The sequence below is a fragment of the Oceanicella actignis genome (genome assembly GCF_900111545.1).
Classification (GTDB): Bacteria; Pseudomonadota; Alphaproteobacteria; order Rhodobacterales; family Rhodobacteraceae; genus Oceanicella; species Oceanicella actignis.
Genome location: NZ_FOHL01000001.1, coordinates 76,194 through 91,471 on the forward strand (window position 1 = coordinate 76,194; position 15,278 = coordinate 91,471).

Below are 15,278 nucleotides of genomic sequence, written 5' to 3' on the forward strand. Positions count from 1 at the left end.
ATCGGTTCGGCGCGCCGCGCTGCCGCGCGCCGGCGCGGTTGGAGCAATCAATTTGAGTATGGCGAATTTGCGTGCGAGCGGCTACCGATGCAAGCGCAAACGCCGCAGATGCGGCTTGCGCGATCGTCCGTGGGTTGAAACGACCAGACGCAGGGGGCGCCCCATGCCGCAACAGCTCATCGTCCACCTTGGCGACGTCAAGACCGGCAGCACCTCGATCCAGACGATTCTGCGCAACCGGACCTTCGACGCGGGGGGCGTGCGGGTGTTCTACCCGGCCCTGCGCGAGGCCGAGGACGAAGGCGCGCAGGTCCTTGCGCAACTGGCGCTGAACCACAACGCCGTCGCGGTCGCCCTGCGCGACGGCGACGAGGCGCGCGCCCAAAGGCTGCTGTCGCGGATCGCCGCCATGGTCGCGGACGAGGGCGCGGACGCCGACGTCGTCATCCTGTCGGCCGAATGGTTCGAGTTCGTCGCCCCCGAAAGGCTGCGCGACGCGCTGGCGGCGCATCTGCCGGCCCTGGCGCCGGGGGCGCGGCTGATCAGCTATGTCCGCCCCCATGCCGAGCGCGTGCTCTCGGCCTTTCAGGAAAACCGCAAGCTGGACGCCTTCATGGCCGGCCCGGCCGGCTTCCACGAGCGCCAGCTGCGCGCGGGCACCTTTCGCTACGCGCCGCGCCTGCGCCGCTGGCGGGCGGTCTTCGGCGATCGCTTCGAGGCGCGGGCGATGATCCGCGCCCGCCTGCGCGAGAACTGCGTCGTGCGCGATTTCCTCGGCTACGCGCTGGACGGGGCGCCCGTGACGCTGCGCGAAGAGCCCGAGGCCAACCGCTCGCTCAGCCTGCGGCAGCTGGCCTTCATGACCCTGATGCACCGCAACTTCGTCCTCCGCCCGCATCAGGCCAGGCGTCTGTCCCGCGCCATGGGCCCCGACCCCGAGGGCGCGCCGCTGCGCCTGCCGATCGCGCTGATCCGGCGCATACAGGCCGATTATGCGCAGGACGCCGCCGAAACCGACCGCGAATTCTTCGGCGCGCCCGTGCTGAGCGAGGCGCTCGCCCGGGCGCATGAAAAGGCCGCGTCGGAGCCCATGAGCCTGCGCGCGCGCGACCACTACGCGCCGGACGAACTTGCCCGCATGCGCCAATGGGCGCTTGAAACGCTGGCGCAGGCGCCCGGCGGCGCGCCCAGGCCGCGCAAGCCCGCGCAGGCCAAAGCCCGCGCGGCGGCCGGAAAGCCCCGCAAGGGCCCCGCCGCCCCGCGCAAGCCCAAGGGCCCCGCCGGCGCCGCGCAAGGCGCCGCGGCGGCGCCGGGCGGCCGGCCGGCCCAGGGCGCCCCGAAGGCGGGCGAGGGCTGAACGCCATGCGCCTTGTGCTGTTCATCGGCCATCACAAGGCCGGATCCAGCAGCCTGCAGAACTTCCTGTCGCGCAACTGGCTGGCGCTGGCGCGGGCCGGAATCCTCTACCCCTCGGTCGAGACCGAGGGCCACGCCGCCCGTCTGGCGGCGGCGCTGCGCGGGGCCGACGACGCGCCGGGACAGCCGCAATCCTTCAACGTGCGCGAGGCCCACAACGCCCTCGCCTTCAAGATGCTTGCCGAATGCGGCAAGGGCCCCGCGCCGTCATGGCACCCCATGCTGCCGCATTCGCGCCAGATGTTCGCGGCCATCGCCAACCAGATCGCCGCCCTGGCGCCGCGCGCGACGGTGCTGTGCTCGGAAGTCATGGCCAACTTCGCCGCCGTCGACCCCAGGCTGATCGAGACCATGCGCGACGCCTTTCCCGGCGCGCGCGCGCGCATCCTGTGCACGCTGCGCCGACCGGACGATTACCTGGTCTCGTGGCACGCGCAGCGGCTCAAGTTCGGGCACAAGCTTGCGCCGCTCGGGGCGGGCGGGCTCGAGCCCTATCTGACCTCGATCCATTTCGACTACCGGCTGATGCTCGAGGGATGGACGCGGATCTTCGCCGAGGCGGAATTCGCGCTGCGCGACCACCGGCAGGTGATGGCGGCGGGCGGTTCGATCGACGACTTCGTCGCCCAGTCGGGGCTCGACTTCCCGCCCGGCCTGTTCCGGCCAGAGGACATCAACCCCAGCATCCCGGCGGCGCTGGCCGAGGTGGCGCGGCGCGGCAACCATGCGCTTGCGCCCGAGGCGGCCGCCGATCTGCGCGCGGCGCTGCTGGCGGTGCGCGACCATCGCGGGGTGCCGCCCTCGCGCGAGGTCGAGATGTTCGGCCCCGAGGCGCGCGCGCGGATGGCGCGCGAATTCGCCCCCATCAACGCCTGGCTGGGCGCGCTGGCCGGCCGCGAGGCGTTCTTCGACGACGCCGAGGCCATCGCGCGCACGCGCCCCATCCCCGAGGCCGAGGCGGCGCGCGCCGCGCTCGACGCCGTGCGCGCCGCCGCGGCCCGGCGGACACGCACGCCCGAAGCGCGCGAGTTTCTGCTGTCGCTGCGTCTCGACTGAGCCCCCCGGCGCAAGCGGAGGGCGCCGCGCATGGCGCGTCGGCGCGCCCGGTCGCGCCTTCGCCATGGGCGCGCCCACGCGAAAACCCCGCGCGGCGGCCGCGTGCGATGCGATCACGCCAGATGCGCGGCTTGGTCTTGGCAGGTGGGGGAGAAGGTCAGTGGCGCACCGGGGAGGATTCGAACCCCCGACCCCCAGATTCGTAGTCTGGTGCTCTATCCAACTGAGCTACCGGTGCAGGCCGCGTCGGCGTCGCCGCCGTCGATGTGCGCGGCTTTTAGCTTGCGTCGCGGGGGGATGCAAGCCCCTGTTTCGCTCGGCCGAGATGATTTTTCGCAACCTCCCGCCAGGCGGGCGGACCGCCCGGATCGGCCGCGGCCGCGTGCACCCCGCGCGCCACCGCGCGCGCCACGCAATCGGCCGCCGCCGAGCCCAGCGCCGCCAGTCGCGCGGCGCGCGCGTGGCCCGAACCCAGATCGGGGCCGCCGGTCGCCGCGCCGCTGGACAGCGCGAACAGCGTGTCGCCGTCGAAGGGCGTGTGGGCGGGGCGAATCGCGCGCGCCAGCCCGTCCTGCGCCATCATCGCCAGGCGCCGGCACTCGGCCGCGGTCAGCGCCGCGTTCGTGGCCACCACCCCCACCGCCGTGTTCGCGCCCGGCGCCGATCCCGGATCGACCGGCCCGTCGGGCGCGTCGAAGGCCCAGCCCCCGCGCAGCTTGCCGTCCTCGGGGATCGGCGCCGGCGGGCAAGGCAGATCGGGCGGCGCAAGGCCGCCGAACTCGTCGCCGATCTCGAACGGCCAGGCCCAGAACCACGGGCCGCCCGGCATGCAGACCGAGCCCACCGGATTGGCCGCCACAAGGGCCGCCACCATCACGCCGGGCGCGATCTCGAGCGACGCCGCCCCCAGCCCGCCCTTGAGCGCGCCGGCCACCGCCCCGCGCCCGGCGCCGACCGAGCCCAGCGCCACGCCGCGGTCGGCGGCCTCGAGCGCGGCGCGCGCCAGGGCCGGATGGGGCGGCCCGTCGGCCCCGAAGGCGGCGGCGCTGTGGGGGCCCAGATCATACAGGATCGCCGCCGGCACGATGGGCACGCGCGGATGCCCCGGCGCCACCTCCAGCCCCCTGCCCCGGGCGGACAGCGCCGCCGCCACGGCGTCGGCAGCGCCCAGCCCCAACGCCGAGCCGCCCGACAGGACCACCGCGTCGGCGGCGCCGACCAGGTTCTCGGGCGCCAGCGCCTCGATCTCGCGCGTGCCGGGGCCGCCGCCGCGCACATCGGCCCCCGCAACGGCGGGGCTTTCGCACAGGATCACCGTCACGCCCGTGCGCGCCGCGTCGCAATGGGCGTTGCCCACCAGCAGGCCGGGCACGTCGGTCAGGCCGTTGAGCGGGCCGGGGCGCGGGCGCCACGAAGCGGCGCCGTCCGGTCGAATGGCGGTCATGTGTTCTCTCCCTCTGCCTCGGTCGGGGGGCGCCCGGGCGCCGAAGCCGCGCCACGCGGATCATTTGCGCCCCGATCTTTCGCGCCCGAATCCTTCGCGCCCGTCCTTTCCGCGCCCGCATCGTTCGCGCCCCGCGCGGGGCCGGAAACGTCGCCGCGCGCGGGGGCGGACGCCGCGGGCCGCGCGCTTCCGGACCCAAGCGGGGGCGCGGCCGGGGCGGCCGCGCCTGCGGTCCTGGCACCATCCGCGCCGCCGGGGGCCACGCTCTCGCCCCCCGCCCGGGCCGCACCTCCGGGGGCCGCGCCCTCGCCCCCCGCTTCGACCGCTGCGCCGGGGGCCGCGTCCTTCTCGGGCGCCGGCCGGGCGAGCAGCGCCAGGTCCGCGCGCTCGGGCAGGGTCAGGCGAAAGCGCGCGCCCTCGGGGCCCGTCGCCACCAGTTCGAGCGCGCCGCCATGGGCGCGCGCCAGCTCGGCCGCGATGGCCAGCCCCAGACCCGAGCCGCCGCTGCGCGCGCCGCCCTTGAAGGGCTTGAACAGGTTCTCGATCGCGCGCGCGGGCAGGCCGGGGCCGTCATCGACCACGTCGATGCGCACCACGCCGCCGCCGGACGCGGCCTCGATGCGGATCTGGCCGTCGCGGCCGGCACCTTCGAGCGCCTGGCGCGCGTTGCGCGCCAGATTGGTCAGGATGCGGTGCAGCTGCTCGGGATCCGCGGCCACGGTCAGCCCCTCGGGCGCCGCGTTGACAAGGCGCGGACGCCCCGGCCCGCCCTCGCCGTCGGGAAACACGGCGTCGCGCACCTCTTCGACCAGCTGGCGCAGACGCACGGCGCGGATCTCGGGCTCGGGCTCTTCGGCCTTGCCGTATTCGAGCGTCGAACGGCACAGCGACGCGGCGCGGTCCAGCGCGCGCAGCAGCTTGGGCGCCACCCGGCGCACGGTCGGATCGTCGCTGCCCTCGAGCCGGTCGGCCAAGAGGCGCGCCGTGGTCAGGATGTTGCGCAGGTCATGGCCGATCTTGGCCACCGCCTCGCCCTGCGCGGCAAGGCGCGCGCGCTGGCGCAGGGCGGCGCGCAGCTCGGTCTCCATCTCGGCCAGGGCGGTCTGGGCGGCGGCGATCTCGGCGATGCGGCTGTCGGGGGTGATGACGCGGCGCGCATCCTCGGGATCGCGGCGGAAGGCGCGCATGTTGTCGATCACGCGCAGCATCGGCCGCACCACGAAGCGGCGCACCGACAGCACGATGAACGCCGCCGTCACCAGAGAGATGATCAGCGACAGCCCCATCACCCGCGCGCCGTAATCGAGCATGGCGGCGCGCAGCGGCCCCTCTTCGAGCACCGCCTCGACCGCCGCGCCCTCGCCGGGCGCCATGTCGCCCTCGGGGCGGCCGATGACGCGGATGACCCGCCCCGGCCGCGCCAGCGCGCAGCCGAGCGCATCGGCGATCAGCTCGACCGGGCCGGCGTCGCGCAGGTCGTAGGTGGCGTCGATGGGCGGCGGCATGTCGCCCGCCAGGATCAGCTCGCGCATGTCGGGGCCGCGATAGACGATGCCCTCGACCCCCGCCAGCTCCAGCACGCGCGCGCGCCGCTCGGGCGGGGCGGCGGCGCCCTCGGGCGCGGCCAGAAGCGCCTCGGCGGCGATGTGCGCGCGCACGATGCGCTCGTTCAGATAGTCGCGCCGGAAGCGGGCGACCGAGGGCACGAAGATCAGCACCTCGACCACCATCACGAACACGATGGTCAGCAGCAAAAGCCGACCGGACAGGCTACGGATCAGCATCGCCCCTCGCCGTTCCACCGCGCGCGGCCGCACGCCGCCGCCCCGATCCTAAGCCGCCCGCGCGCCCCGCGCCAGCGCGCCCGCGCGCAAGGCGCGCGCGCCGGCGGCGAAAACGCCCGGAGCGCCGGCGCGCACCCCCCCGCCCGACCCGCAGAGCCAGGCCGGGGCGCCGAGCGCCTAGCCCAGCCGCGCCAGCAGCCGCACCGCGCGTCCGATCCACGGATTGCCGAACAGCCGCGCCGCATAGTGCGCGGCCGCCGCCTGGCGCGAGGCGTCGTTGAGCGTGGGATAGGGCAGCGTCAGCCCCGCCACCGCCGACAGCTTGAGCCGCGCCGAGATCGCCAGCGTCCAAAGCCCGATCAGCTCGCCCGCATGAGGGCCGACGATGGTGACGCCGATCGGGCGCCCGCGCACGGCCATGACCTTGACGAAGCCCTCGGCCGCGCGCTCGGCTCGGGCGCGGTCGTTGGCGGCGAAATCGGCCCGCAGCACCGACAGCCGCGCGCCATGCGCGGCGCGGGCCTCGGCCTCGGTCGGGCCGATCTGGGCCAGCTCGGGCTCGGTGTAGGTCACCCATGGGATCGCCGCCCGGTCGGCCCGCACCGGCAGGCGGAACAGCGCCGAGCGCAGCGCCAGCCCGGCCTGGCGCCCGGCCTCGTGCGTGAACTGGGGCCCGCCATTGACGTCGCCCAGCGCATAGACGCGTCGGTTGCTGGTGCGCAGGCCCCGATCGACCTTGACGCCCCGCGCGTCATGCGCGACGCCCGCCGCCGCCAGGTTCAGCCGCCCCACATTGGGCGTGCGCCCGGCCGCGACCAGAAGATGCGTGCCGCCGATCGCGCGCCCGTCAGAGGTCTCGACCGCCACCCCCGCGCCCTCGCGCCGCACGCGGGCGGCGGCGACTCCTTCCTCGATGACGACGCCCTCGGCGCGCAGCGCCGCCAGCACGACCGCCGCCGCCTCGGGATCGTCGCGCGCCAGCGCGCGGCCGGCCTCGAGCACCGTCACCTCGGCCCCCAGCCGCCGATGCGCCTGCGCCATCTCGAGCCCGATCGGCCCCGCGCCGATCACGATCAGCCGCTCGGGCGCGCGGTCGAGCGCGAAGATGGTCTCGTTGGTCTCGAAGGGCGTCTCGTCCAGCCCGGGAATCGGCGGAACGGCGGGCGACGAGCCCGTGGCGATGACGAAGCGCCGCGCCTCGATGCGCCGCCCGCCCGCCTCGACCGCGCGCGGCGAGACGAAGCGCGCCCAGTCGCGGATGACCGTCACGCCCAGCCCCTCGAAGCGCTCTTGCGAATCATGGGGCGCGATGGCCGCGATCACCTCGCGCACATGGGCCAGCACCGCGGCGTGATCGACGCGGGGCGGGTCCATGCGCAGGCCGAAGCGCGCGGCCCCGGCATGGGCGTGGGCGCGGCGCGCCGCCGCCAGCAGCGCCTTCGAGGGCACGCAGCCATGGTTGAGGCAGTCGCCCCCCATCTCGGCGCCCTCGACCAGCACGACCGAGGCGCCCATCTGCGCCGCCCCCGCCGCGACCGACAGCCCCGCCGCGCCCGCGCCGATCACGCACAGATCGGGGCGCAGCGGCGCGGGGCCGGAACCGGCGTCCTTCATCGTGCATCCTTTCCCAGGCGGCCGCGCAGGAGCATCGGCGCCGCCGCCAGCGCGCACAGCGCCAGAAGCGGGCCCAGCACATGCGGCTCGAAGATCACGCCCAGATCGGGCGCCTCGTCGCGGGCGAAGACCTCGGCCAGACCGGCGCCGACCCAGGTGTAGACCACCGTGCCTGGAATGATCCCGAACAGCGTCGTGAGCACGAAGTTGCGCAGCGACACGCCCAGAAAGGCCGGCGCCAGGTTGGCCACGAAGAACGGCACCACGGGCACGAGCCGCATCAGCAGCAGAAAGCTGATCTCGTTGCGCGCGATGCCCGCCCGCAGCCGCGCCATGGCGCCGCCCGAGCCGCGCGCCCGCGCCTCGAGCGCGCCGCCCAGCCCATGCCGCGCGGCCAGGAATATGAGCGTCGCCCCGGCCGTGGCGGCGACGACGATCATGGGCGCCGCCGCCATGCCGAACAGAAAGCCGCCCGCCAGCGTCAGCGCCAGACCGCCGGGCGCCGAGAAGGCCACCGCCAGAACATAGATCAGCATGTAGACGCCGGCGGCCAGGGCGTAGTTGGCGTCGCGCCAGGCGACCAGCGCCTCGCGATTGTCGCGCAGCGCCTCGAAGCTGAGCAGATCGCCCGCGAACCACCACGCCGCCGCGCCGCCGGCCAGCAGCCCGGCCAGCGGCGCAAGCCGCCGCCAGCGCCCGCGCGCGCCCGACGCCGCGCCTTCGACAAGGCTCCCGGCGGCGGGTTCGCGATCGGGCGCGGACTGATCGGGCGCGGCTTTCGGGGCGAGCGCCCCATGCGCCGCCCCTCGCAAGGGATCGGCGGCGCGGGTCGGGGGCGGATCGGCTGGGCTGGCCATGGGGCGGCTCCGTAAGCGATGCGAAAGGGGGCGGCGCGGAAGGGATCGATGCGGAAAACTCATGCCCCGATATGCGCAGGAAGCGCCGCGCCGCGGAAGGCGCCTCACGCGGCCTTGATCGCGGGTGATGCGGCGCCCCGGTCCGGCGACAAGCCCCGCCGGCCCGATTGACTCGGCCGCCCCGGCGGGCTATACGCCCGCTTCCGAAATCGAGTGCCCGAGCGCCCGCGCCCAAGGCGGCGGGAAGCGGGGCGGCACGACCGCCCGACCAGGAGAAGAGCGATGAAGCGCACCTACCAGCCCAGCCGGCTCGTCCGCAAGCGCCGCCACGGCTTCCGCGCCCGGATGGCGACCAAGAATGGCCGCAAGATCCTGAACGCGCGCCGCGCCCGCGGCCGCAAGCGGCTGTCGGCCTGATCCGACGCCGCCCGGGCCCGCCCCGACCGGCGCGGCCCGCCCGCGCGGAGGCGGAGCGATGACCGCGACGACGCCCGACGACGCGCCCGACGCCCCCAAACCGGGGCGCGCGGGCGCGTTCGCGTGCGACGCTCCCTCGCCGCCCGAGCCGGCGCCCGCCGCCGCGCCGGTCGAAATCCGCATCATGAAGCGCCGCGCCGATTTCCTGGCCGCCGCGCGCGCCCGCCGCTGGAACGCGCCGGGCATGGTCGTGCAGGCGCGCGAGCGCGCCGGGGACGAGGGCCCCGCGGGAGTCGCGCGCGTGGGCTACACTTGCTCGAAAAAGGTCGGCAACGCGGTGGCGCGCAACCGCGCCAAGCGCCGCCTGCGCGCGGCCGCCGCGCTGGTCCTGCCCGGACGGGCGCGGGCGGGGTGGGACTATGTGCTGATCGGGCGCGCCGAGGCCACCGCCGCGCGGCCTTTCGCGCAGCTGACGCGCGACCTTGAAACCGCGCTCGACAAGCTGCACGCGGGCAAGGGCGCGCCCGGCGGCCCGCGCCGCGGCGCGAAGACGGCCCCGGCTTCGGGCGCCGGGAAGGACGCGGCGGCCGGCGGGGGAAGGGTCTCGGGCGCCGGCGCGAGGGAAACCCCGGCGAAAGGCCTGGCGAAAGGTGGGGCGAAAGACGCGCCCGAAGGCCCGCGGAACGGCGCGGGGAATGATGCGCGCAAGGGCGCGGCGCCCCAGCCGCGCGAGGCGGACGCATGAGCCCCGGCGCCTACATCCTGTCGCTGCCCGTGCGCTTCTATCGCCTGGTCATCTCGCCCTGGCTGGGGACGAATTGCCGCTTCTCGCCCAGCTGCTCGGCCTATGCGCTCGAGGCGCTCGAAACCCAAGGCGCGCTGCGCGGCGGCTGGCTGGCGCTGCGCCGGGTGCTGCGCTGCCATCCGCTGGGCGGCTCGGGGCACGACCCGGTGCCGCCGCCCCGGCGCTGACGGGCGCGGGCGGAATCGCTTGTCACAAGGGCTCGCGCGCTGCATATCGGGCGCCATGCTCGACCATGACGACATCCATCCGCTGTTCCACGGCGCGCCCGACAGCACCGAGTTCCGCAAGCTGCGCAAGCGCCTCGTCCGCCTGACGCGCGAGGCGATCGAGACCTACGCCATGGTCGAGCCCGGCGCGCGCTGGCTGGTCTGCCTGTCCGGCGGCAAGGACAGCTACACCCTGCTGGCCGTGCTGACCGAGCTGCAATGGCGCGGCCTGCTGCCCGTGGACATCCTGGCCTGCAACCTGGACCAGGGCCAGCCGGGCTTTCCGGCGACGGTGCTGCCCGAATTCCTGGCCCGCATGGGCGTGCCGCACCGGATCGAGTATCAGGACACCTACTCGATCGTCACCGACAAGATCCCCGCCGGGCGCACCTATTGCGCGCTGTGCTCGCGCCTGCGGCGGGGGCATCTTTACCGCATCGCCCGCGAGGAGGGCTGCTCGGCCGTGGTTCTTGGCCACCACCGCGACGACATCCTCGAAACCTTCTTCATGAACCTGTTCCACGGCGGCCGGCTGGCGACCATGCCGCCCAAGCTGCTGAACGAGGAAGGCGACCTGCACGTCCTGCGCCCGCTGGCCTTCGTCGCCGAGGAGGATTGCGCCCGCTTCGCCCGGGCGATGAACTATCCGATCATTCCGTGCGATCTGTGCGGCTCGCAGGAAGGGTTGCAGCGCATGCAGGTCAAGGCCATCCTCGACGGATGGGAGCGCAACGCGCCGGGCCGGCGGCAGGTGATGTTCCGCGCGCTGATGAACGCGCGCCCGAGCCACCTGCTGGATCCGTCCCTGTTCGACTTCGCCGCGCTCGAGCGCCGGAGCAAGACCGATGAGCCGCCCGCCGCGGATACTGGAGACGTGCCTCTACTGCGATGACCTCGACGCGGCCGAGGCCTTTTACGGCGGCGTGGTGGGGCTTGAACGCATCGCCCGCGTCGAGGGGCGGCATGTCTTCTTCCGCGCCGACGGCGGCATGCTGCTGATCTTCGACCCCGCGCAAACCGCGCGCCCCGCCGCCTCGGCCGACGCGCCGCCGCCCCATGGGGCGCACGGGCCGGGGCATGTGTGCTTTTCCGCCGCGCCCGACGGGATCGAGGCCTGGGAGCGCCGCCTTGCGCGCGCCGGCGCGGCGATCGAGGCGCGGATTTCCTGGCCGGGCGGGGCGCGCTCGATCTATGCGCGCGATCCGGCGGGCAACTCTGTCGAGTTCGCCGAGCCCGCGCTCTGGCCGCTCTGAGACGCCTCAGACGGCAAGGACCGTCTGCGGCGTGACCAGCTCGTCCAGCGCGGCGCGCAGCGTGTCGGGCAAAGGAGAAGGTCGGCGCGAGGCGGCGTCCACCACCACATGCACGAAGGCGCCCGCGGCGCAGGCCTCGTCCTCGTCATTGCGGAAAAGGGCGATGTCGTAGGTCACCGAGCTGCGCCCGATGCGCGCCGCCCGCAGCCCCGCCGTCACCATGTCGGGAAAGCCCAGGCTGGCCATGAAGGCGCAGCGCGTCTCGGCCACCAGCGCGATGAACGGGCCATGGGGGATCTCGAGCGCGCCGCGCTCGATCATCCAGTGGTTCACCGCGGTGTCGAAATACTCGTAATAGACGACGTTGTTCATGTGGCCGTAAACGTCGTTGTCGCGCCACCGGGTGGTCATCGGGCGCAGATGGGGGAACTGGTCGCGGCGCGGACGCGGTGCGGGCATGGGGGCTCCTTGCGCTTGAACTGGCTGCGGCGGAAACCGGCTGCGGCGGAACGGCGTTTCGCCGGCGCGCATCCTAGCGCCGGGCCCCGGCCGCGCCAAGGGCGCGCCGCGCGTCCATGAGCCCCGACCGCCGGTCCGAAGCGCCGCGCGCCCCGGATCATCGCCGCCGCGCCATCGCACCGCCCTGCCCCGCGGTCGCCCCCGTCGCCTGCCCCGCCTTCGCCCCTCCGTCGCCCCGCCTTCGCCCCTCCGTCGCGCCGCCGTCGGCCCGCCTTCGCCCAGCCGTCGCGCCGCCGTGCCCCCCGTCGACCCCCGTCGGCCCGCCGTCGGCCCGCCGTCGCCCATGCGTCGCGCCGCGATGGCCGCCACACCGGCATCGCCCCGTCCCGCAGCGCCCCATCGCGCAGCGTCGCGCGCGGCGTCGCGTCATCCTCCATCTCTTCGCCCCGCGCCTCTGCGCCCCGCCCAGCCGCCCCCGCGCCTCGGCCGGGCGCCCTTTTCGCGGGCGCGACGCCGCGTCCGGGTTGAGCGCGCCCGCGCCCCCTGCGATAACGGTGCGCGCCGCCGCCCGCCTTGGGCCGCGCCAAGCAAAGAGGCCGCGATGATCCGCGCGATCCTGTTCGACAAGGACGGCACGCTGTTCGACTTCAACGCCACCTGGCGCGGCTTCGTGCGCGATGCGCTGGCGCTGCTGGCGCCGGGCGACGCGGCGCTGCAGGCGCGGCTGGGCGCGGCGGCGGGCTATGACGCGGCCAGCGGCGCCTTCGCGCCCGGCTCGCCCATCGTGGCGGGATCGGTCGACGAGGTGGCGCGCATCTGGGCGCCCATGATCCCGGGCTGGGACGCCGCTTCCATCGAGCGCGCCGCCAACGACCTGGCCGCGCGGGTCGGGCGCGGCGGGCTGGCGCCGGCGGCGGCCGACCTGCCCGCCCTGCTGCGCGAGCTGCGCGCCATGGGCTGCGCGCTGGGCGTCGCCACGCATGATTCGGAGAACGCCGCGCGCCGCCAGCTGGCGGCTGTGGACGCGCTCGATCTGTTCGACTTCGTGGCCGGCTATGACAGCGGGCACGGGCTCAAGCCCGGGCCGGGCATGGTGCTGGCCTTTTGCGAGGCGACCGGCGTGCCGCCGCGCGCGACGGCGATGGTGGGCGACAGCCTGCACGACCTTGGCGCCGCGCGCGCGGCGGGCGCGGGCGCGGCGCTGGCGGTTCTGACCGGCCCCGCCGGCCGCGACGAGCTGGCCCCGCATGCGGACGCCGTTCTGCCCGGCATCGAGGCCCTGCCCGCCTGGCTGCGCGCGCGCGCCGCGGCCGGCGCGGCGCGCTGAAAGGGCTCAGTTGTTGCGCTGGCGGTAGAACAGGCGGCGCACCGAACCGGTCTTGGAGCGCATGAGCAGCGTCTCGGTTTCCAGATAGTCGCCGTCGCGGCGGGCGCCGCGCAGGATCGAGCCGTCGGTGACGCCCGTGGCGGCGAAGATGACGTCCGCGCGCACCATGTCGTCGCGCGTGTAGACGCGGTCCAGATCGGTGATCCCGGCCTTGGCGGCGCGGGCGCGCTCGTCATCGTTGCGGAAGACCAGCCGGCCCATGATCTGCCCGCCCATGCATTTGAGCGCCGCGGCCGCCAGCACGCCCTCGGGCGCGCCGCCCTGGCCCATATACATGTCGATGCCGGTCTGCCCGGGCTCGGCGCAGTGCATCACGCCGGCCACGTCGCCGTCGGTGATCAGGCGGATGGCGCAGCCGGTCGAGCGCAGCTCGCGGATCATCTCTTCGTGGCGGGGCCGCTCGAGCACGCAGCAGGTGATGTCCGAGGGGCGCACGCCCTTGGCGCGGGCCAGCGCCTCGACGCGCTCGGCGGGCGACATGTCCAGCCTTACCACCCCTTCGGGATAGCCGGGGCCGATGGCCAGCTTGTCCATGTAGACGTCCGGCGCGTGCAGCATGGACCCGCGCGGCCCCATGGCGATCACCGCAAGCGCGTTGGGCATGGCCTTGGCGGTCAGGGTCGTGCCCTCGAGCGGGTCGAGCGCGATGTCCACCTCGGGGCCGTCGCCGGTCCCGACCTCTTCGCCGATGTAGAGCATGGGGGCCTCGTCGCGCTCGCCCTCGCCGATGACGACGGTGCCCTTGATGTCCAGCAGGTCGAGCTGCTTGCGCATGGCGTCCACGGCGGCCTGGTCGGCGGCCTTCTCGTCGCCGCGGCCGATCAGCCTGGCGGCCGCGATCGCCGCCGCCTCGGACACGCGGGCGAGGCCGAGGGAAAGCATGCGATCCTTGAAGATCATCTCGCGCGGATCGGACATCTGGGTCTCCATCGATCAATCGGTTGGCGCGCCGCGCGGGGCGGCCGCAAGGGAAGGCGCTTTTCGGCTTCTACGGCGCGCGGCGCGCGCGGGCAAGGCGGCTCAGACCTTCTCGATGCGCAAGGCGACGGGCGTGGCCAGGCTTTCGTCCATGGCGCCGATGCGCCCCATGGCGGCGTCGATGTCCACGCGCCGCGCGGGATGGGTGACGATCAGCACCGGCGCGGCCGCGCCCTCGTGGTCATACTGGCGCATGCGGTGGATCGAGACGCCCTCCTCGCCCAGCGCGAAGGCGATCTTGGCCAGCACGCCCGGCGCGTCGGCCAGCGTCAGGCGCAGGTAGAAGGCGGCGGGGGTCGCGTCCATGGCGCGCGGCGCGGCGGTCAGGCGCGCGGCGGGCGCGCCGAAGACCGGGCGGCGCACCCCCGCGGCGATATCCATCACGTCGGCCATGATCGCCGAGGCGGTCGGCCCCTCGCCCGCGCCGGGGCCCTCGAACACGGTCTGGCCGACGAAGTCGCCCTCGAGCACCACGGCGTTGGTCACGCCGTCGAGCTGCCCCAGCGCCGAGGCGGCGGGCACGAGGCACGGGGTCATGCGCTGCTCGAGGCCGTCCTCGGTCATGCGCGCCACGCCCAGCAGCTTGATGCGGTAGCCCATGTCGCGCGCGGCGCGGATGTCGGCCAGGCTGATGCGCTCGATGCCCTCGATGGCGACGCCCTCGAAATCGACGCGCGTTCCGAAGGCGGCCGCGGCCAGCAGCGCCAGCTTGTGCGCCGCGTCCACGCCGCCCACGTCGAAGGCGGGGTCGGCCTCGGCGTAGCCAAGGCGCTGCGCCTCGGCCAGCACCTCGGCATAGTCGGCGCCGGTGCGCTCCATCTGCGTGAGGATGTAGTTGCAGGTGCCGTTCATCACGCCCATGACGCGCTCGACGCGGTTGGCGGCAAGCCCCTCGGTCAGGGCCTTGACCACCGGGATGCCGCCGGCCACCGCGGCCTCGAAGCGCAGCGCCGCGCCCGCGGCCTCGGCCAGCTCGGCCAGCTCCTGCCCGTGGCGGGCCAGCATGGCCTTGTTGGCGGTGACCACATGCTTGCCCGCGCTCAGCGCCGCGACGGCGGCGGCCTTGGCGGGGCCGTCCTCGCCGCCGATCATCTCGACCAGAACGTCCACATCCTCGCGCCGGGCCAGGGCGACGGGGTCGTCCTCCCACGCATAGGCCGACAGGTCCACGCCGCGGTCGCGCGCGCGGCTGCGGGCGCTGACGGCGGAGATGCGCACCGGGCGCCCGCAGCGCGCCTCGAGCATGGCGCCGTGACGCTGGAGGATCTTCACCACGCCGACGCCGACGGTTCCGAGGCCGGCAAGACCAAGACGCAGGGGGGTGTTGCTCATGGGCGATTGTCCTTCATCAGCGCGATTGCCGCGGGCCGCGCCCTTCTAACGCGCCGCGCCGCCGCGCGCCAGTGGGCCGGGCAGGCAAGGGGCGGCGCGAACCGCGCGCGCCGGCGGGCCGGACAGGGCGGGGGCGCCGCAAGAAGCGCCCGCAGGCGCGAAGGGCGCCGCGCGGGGCCGGTCGAGACGGCGCGCGACGGGCGGCGCGGGGCGCCGGAGCGCAGGGCTGGGCGGGAGGCGAGGCCGGGCGCGACGGGCGCCGCAGGGCAA

Annotated in this window: 14 protein-coding genes, 1 tRNA gene and 1 pseudogene; 8 read left to right on the forward strand and 8 right to left on the reverse strand. The window is 75.0% G+C overall.

The genetic code is table 11. The annotated features are described in order from the left end of the window. Positions 1-163: 163 nt before the first annotated feature. On the forward strand, positions 164-1,357 hold the full coding sequence (locus BMW67_RS00370) for a hypothetical protein (RefSeq protein WP_072746674.1): 1,194 nt from the start codon (positions 164-166) through the stop codon (positions 1,355-1,357). Positions 1,358-1,362: 5 nt separating this feature from the next. Continuing rightward, positions 1,363-2,472 carry a hypothetical protein gene (locus BMW67_RS00375; protein ID WP_072746675.1) on the forward strand — a complete coding sequence of 370 codons (1,110 nt, stop codon included), beginning with the start codon at positions 1,363-1,365 and terminating at the stop codon, positions 2,470-2,472. Between the two features lie 161 nt (positions 2,473-2,633). On the opposite strand, the gene BMW67_RS00380 is transcribed toward BMW67_RS00375, so the two are convergent. The 5 genes from BMW67_RS00380 to BMW67_RS00400 form a co-directional block, all read right to left on the reverse strand. Next, a tRNA-Arg gene (locus BMW67_RS00380) sits at positions 2,634-2,710 on the reverse strand. 39 nt (positions 2,711-2,749) lie between these two features. Beyond that, positions 2,750-3,916, reverse strand: a complete 1,167-nt coding sequence (locus BMW67_RS00385; RefSeq protein ID WP_072746676.1) for a P1 family peptidase — start codon at positions 3,914-3,916, stop codon at positions 2,750-2,752. Then, entirely contained in the window at positions 3,913-5,700 is a 1,788-nt protein-coding gene (locus tag BMW67_RS00390; RefSeq protein ID WP_072746677.1) for a sensor histidine kinase, read from the reverse strand. The genes BMW67_RS00385 and BMW67_RS00390 overlap by 4 nt, the downstream gene beginning before the upstream one ends. A 177-nt stretch (positions 5,701-5,877) precedes the next feature. Then, positions 5,878-7,314 (reverse strand): dihydrolipoyl dehydrogenase family protein, encoded by a 1,437-nt coding sequence (locus tag BMW67_RS00395; protein ID WP_072746678.1) that lies wholly within the window; start codon positions 7,312-7,314, stop codon positions 5,878-5,880. Further along, complete coding sequence (locus BMW67_RS00400) at positions 7,311-8,171, reverse strand: TVP38/TMEM64 family protein (protein WP_083581195.1); 861 nt, start codon at positions 8,169-8,171, stop codon at positions 7,311-7,313. The genes BMW67_RS00395 and BMW67_RS00400 overlap by 4 nt, the downstream gene beginning before the upstream one ends. Before the next feature lie 282 nt (positions 8,172-8,453). On the opposite strand from BMW67_RS00400, the gene rpmH reads away from it, so the two are divergent. From rpmH to BMW67_RS00425, 5 genes and pseudogenes are all read left to right on the forward strand, one after another. Further along, the gene (gene rpmH / locus BMW67_RS00405) at positions 8,454-8,588 is read left to right on the forward strand and encodes a 50S ribosomal protein L34 (protein WP_072746679.1); all 135 of its coding nucleotides are present in this window, start codon (positions 8,454-8,456) and stop codon (positions 8,586-8,588) included. Positions 8,589-8,646: 58 nt separating this feature from the next. Continuing rightward, a pseudogene (locus tag BMW67_RS15900) lies at positions 8,647-9,108 on the forward strand (ribonuclease P protein component); the annotation flags it as partial. 221 nt (positions 9,109-9,329) lie between these two features. Then, a complete protein-coding gene (gene yidD / locus BMW67_RS00415; protein WP_072746681.1) occupies positions 9,330-9,560 on the forward strand; it encodes a membrane protein insertion efficiency factor YidD in 231 nt (76 codons plus the stop codon). A gap of 55 nt (positions 9,561-9,615) precedes the next feature. Further along, entirely contained in the window at positions 9,616-10,491 is an 876-nt protein-coding gene (gene ttcA, locus BMW67_RS00420; protein ID WP_072746682.1) for a tRNA 2-thiocytidine(32) synthetase TtcA, read from the forward strand. Next, positions 10,445-10,852 carry a VOC family protein gene (locus BMW67_RS00425; protein ID WP_072746683.1) on the forward strand — a complete coding sequence of 136 codons (408 nt, stop codon included), beginning with the start codon at positions 10,445-10,447 and terminating at the stop codon, positions 10,850-10,852. The genes ttcA and BMW67_RS00425 overlap by 47 nt, the downstream gene beginning before the upstream one ends. Before the next feature lie 6 nt (positions 10,853-10,858). On the opposite strand, the gene BMW67_RS00430 is transcribed toward BMW67_RS00425, so the two are convergent. Then, positions 10,859-11,311 carry an acyl-CoA thioesterase gene (locus BMW67_RS00430; RefSeq protein ID WP_072746684.1) on the reverse strand — a complete coding sequence of 151 codons (453 nt, stop codon included), beginning with the start codon at positions 11,309-11,311 and terminating at the stop codon, positions 10,859-10,861. Between the two features lie 601 nt (positions 11,312-11,912). On the opposite strand from BMW67_RS00430, the gene BMW67_RS00435 reads away from it, so the two are divergent. Beyond that, positions 11,913-12,638, forward strand: coding sequence for an HAD family hydrolase (locus BMW67_RS00435; protein WP_072746685.1), 726 nt, complete (start codon positions 11,913-11,915; stop codon positions 12,636-12,638). A 6-nt stretch (positions 12,639-12,644) separates the two neighbouring features. Here BMW67_RS00435 and glpX read toward each other — a convergent pair whose 3' ends face one another. Together glpX and BMW67_RS00445 are read right to left on the reverse strand one after the other, a co-directional pair. Beyond that, the gene (gene glpX / locus BMW67_RS00440; RefSeq protein ID WP_072746686.1) at positions 12,645-13,616 is read right to left on the reverse strand and encodes a class II fructose-bisphosphatase; all 972 of its coding nucleotides are present in this window, start codon (positions 13,614-13,616) and stop codon (positions 12,645-12,647) included. 102 nt (positions 13,617-13,718) lie between these two features. After that, the gene (locus BMW67_RS00445) at positions 13,719-15,008 is read right to left on the reverse strand and encodes a homoserine dehydrogenase (RefSeq protein WP_072746687.1); all 1,290 of its coding nucleotides are present in this window, start codon (positions 15,006-15,008) and stop codon (positions 13,719-13,721) included. Between the last annotated feature and the right edge of the window lie 270 nt (positions 15,009-15,278).

Excerpts from the sequence above, each read along its gene's own strand:
- BMW67_RS00370 (WP_072746674.1), top strand. The coding sequence starts at position 164 with ATGCCGCAACAGCTCATCGTCCACCTTGGCGACGTCAAGACCGGCAGC.
- BMW67_RS00375 (WP_072746675.1), top strand. The coding sequence starts at position 1,363 with ATGCGCCTTGTGCTGTTCATCGGCCATCACAAGGCCGGATCCAGCAGC.
- BMW67_RS00385 (WP_072746676.1), bottom strand. The coding sequence starts at position 3,916 with ATGACCGCCATTCGACCGGACGGCGCCGCTTCGTGGCGCCCGCGCCCC.
- BMW67_RS00390 (WP_072746677.1), bottom strand. The coding sequence starts at position 5,700 with ATGCTGATCCGTAGCCTGTCCGGTCGGCTTTTGCTGCTGACCATCGTG.
- BMW67_RS00395 (WP_072746678.1), bottom strand. The coding sequence starts at position 7,314 with ATGAAGGACGCCGGTTCCGGCCCCGCGCCGCTGCGCCCCGATCTGTGC.
- BMW67_RS00400 (WP_083581195.1), bottom strand. The coding sequence starts at position 8,171 with ATGGCCAGCCCAGCCGATCCGCCCCCGACCCGCGCCGCCGATCCCTTG.
- rpmH (WP_072746679.1), top strand. The coding sequence starts at position 8,454 with ATGAAGCGCACCTACCAGCCCAGCCGGCTCGTCCGCAAGCGCCGCCAC.
- yidD (WP_072746681.1), top strand. The coding sequence starts at position 9,330 with ATGAGCCCCGGCGCCTACATCCTGTCGCTGCCCGTGCGCTTCTATCGC.
- ttcA (WP_072746682.1), top strand. The coding sequence starts at position 9,616 with ATGCTCGACCATGACGACATCCATCCGCTGTTCCACGGCGCGCCCGAC.
- BMW67_RS00425 (WP_072746683.1), top strand. The coding sequence starts at position 10,445 with ATGAGCCGCCCGCCGCGGATACTGGAGACGTGCCTCTACTGCGATGAC.
- BMW67_RS00430 (WP_072746684.1), bottom strand. The coding sequence starts at position 11,311 with ATGCCCGCACCGCGTCCGCGCCGCGACCAGTTCCCCCATCTGCGCCCG.
- BMW67_RS00435 (WP_072746685.1), top strand. The coding sequence starts at position 11,913 with ATGATCCGCGCGATCCTGTTCGACAAGGACGGCACGCTGTTCGACTTC.
- glpX (WP_072746686.1), bottom strand. The coding sequence starts at position 13,616 with ATGTCCGATCCGCGCGAGATGATCTTCAAGGATCGCATGCTTTCCCTC.
- BMW67_RS00445 (WP_072746687.1), bottom strand. The coding sequence starts at position 15,008 with ATGAGCAACACCCCCCTGCGTCTTGGTCTTGCCGGCCTCGGAACCGTC.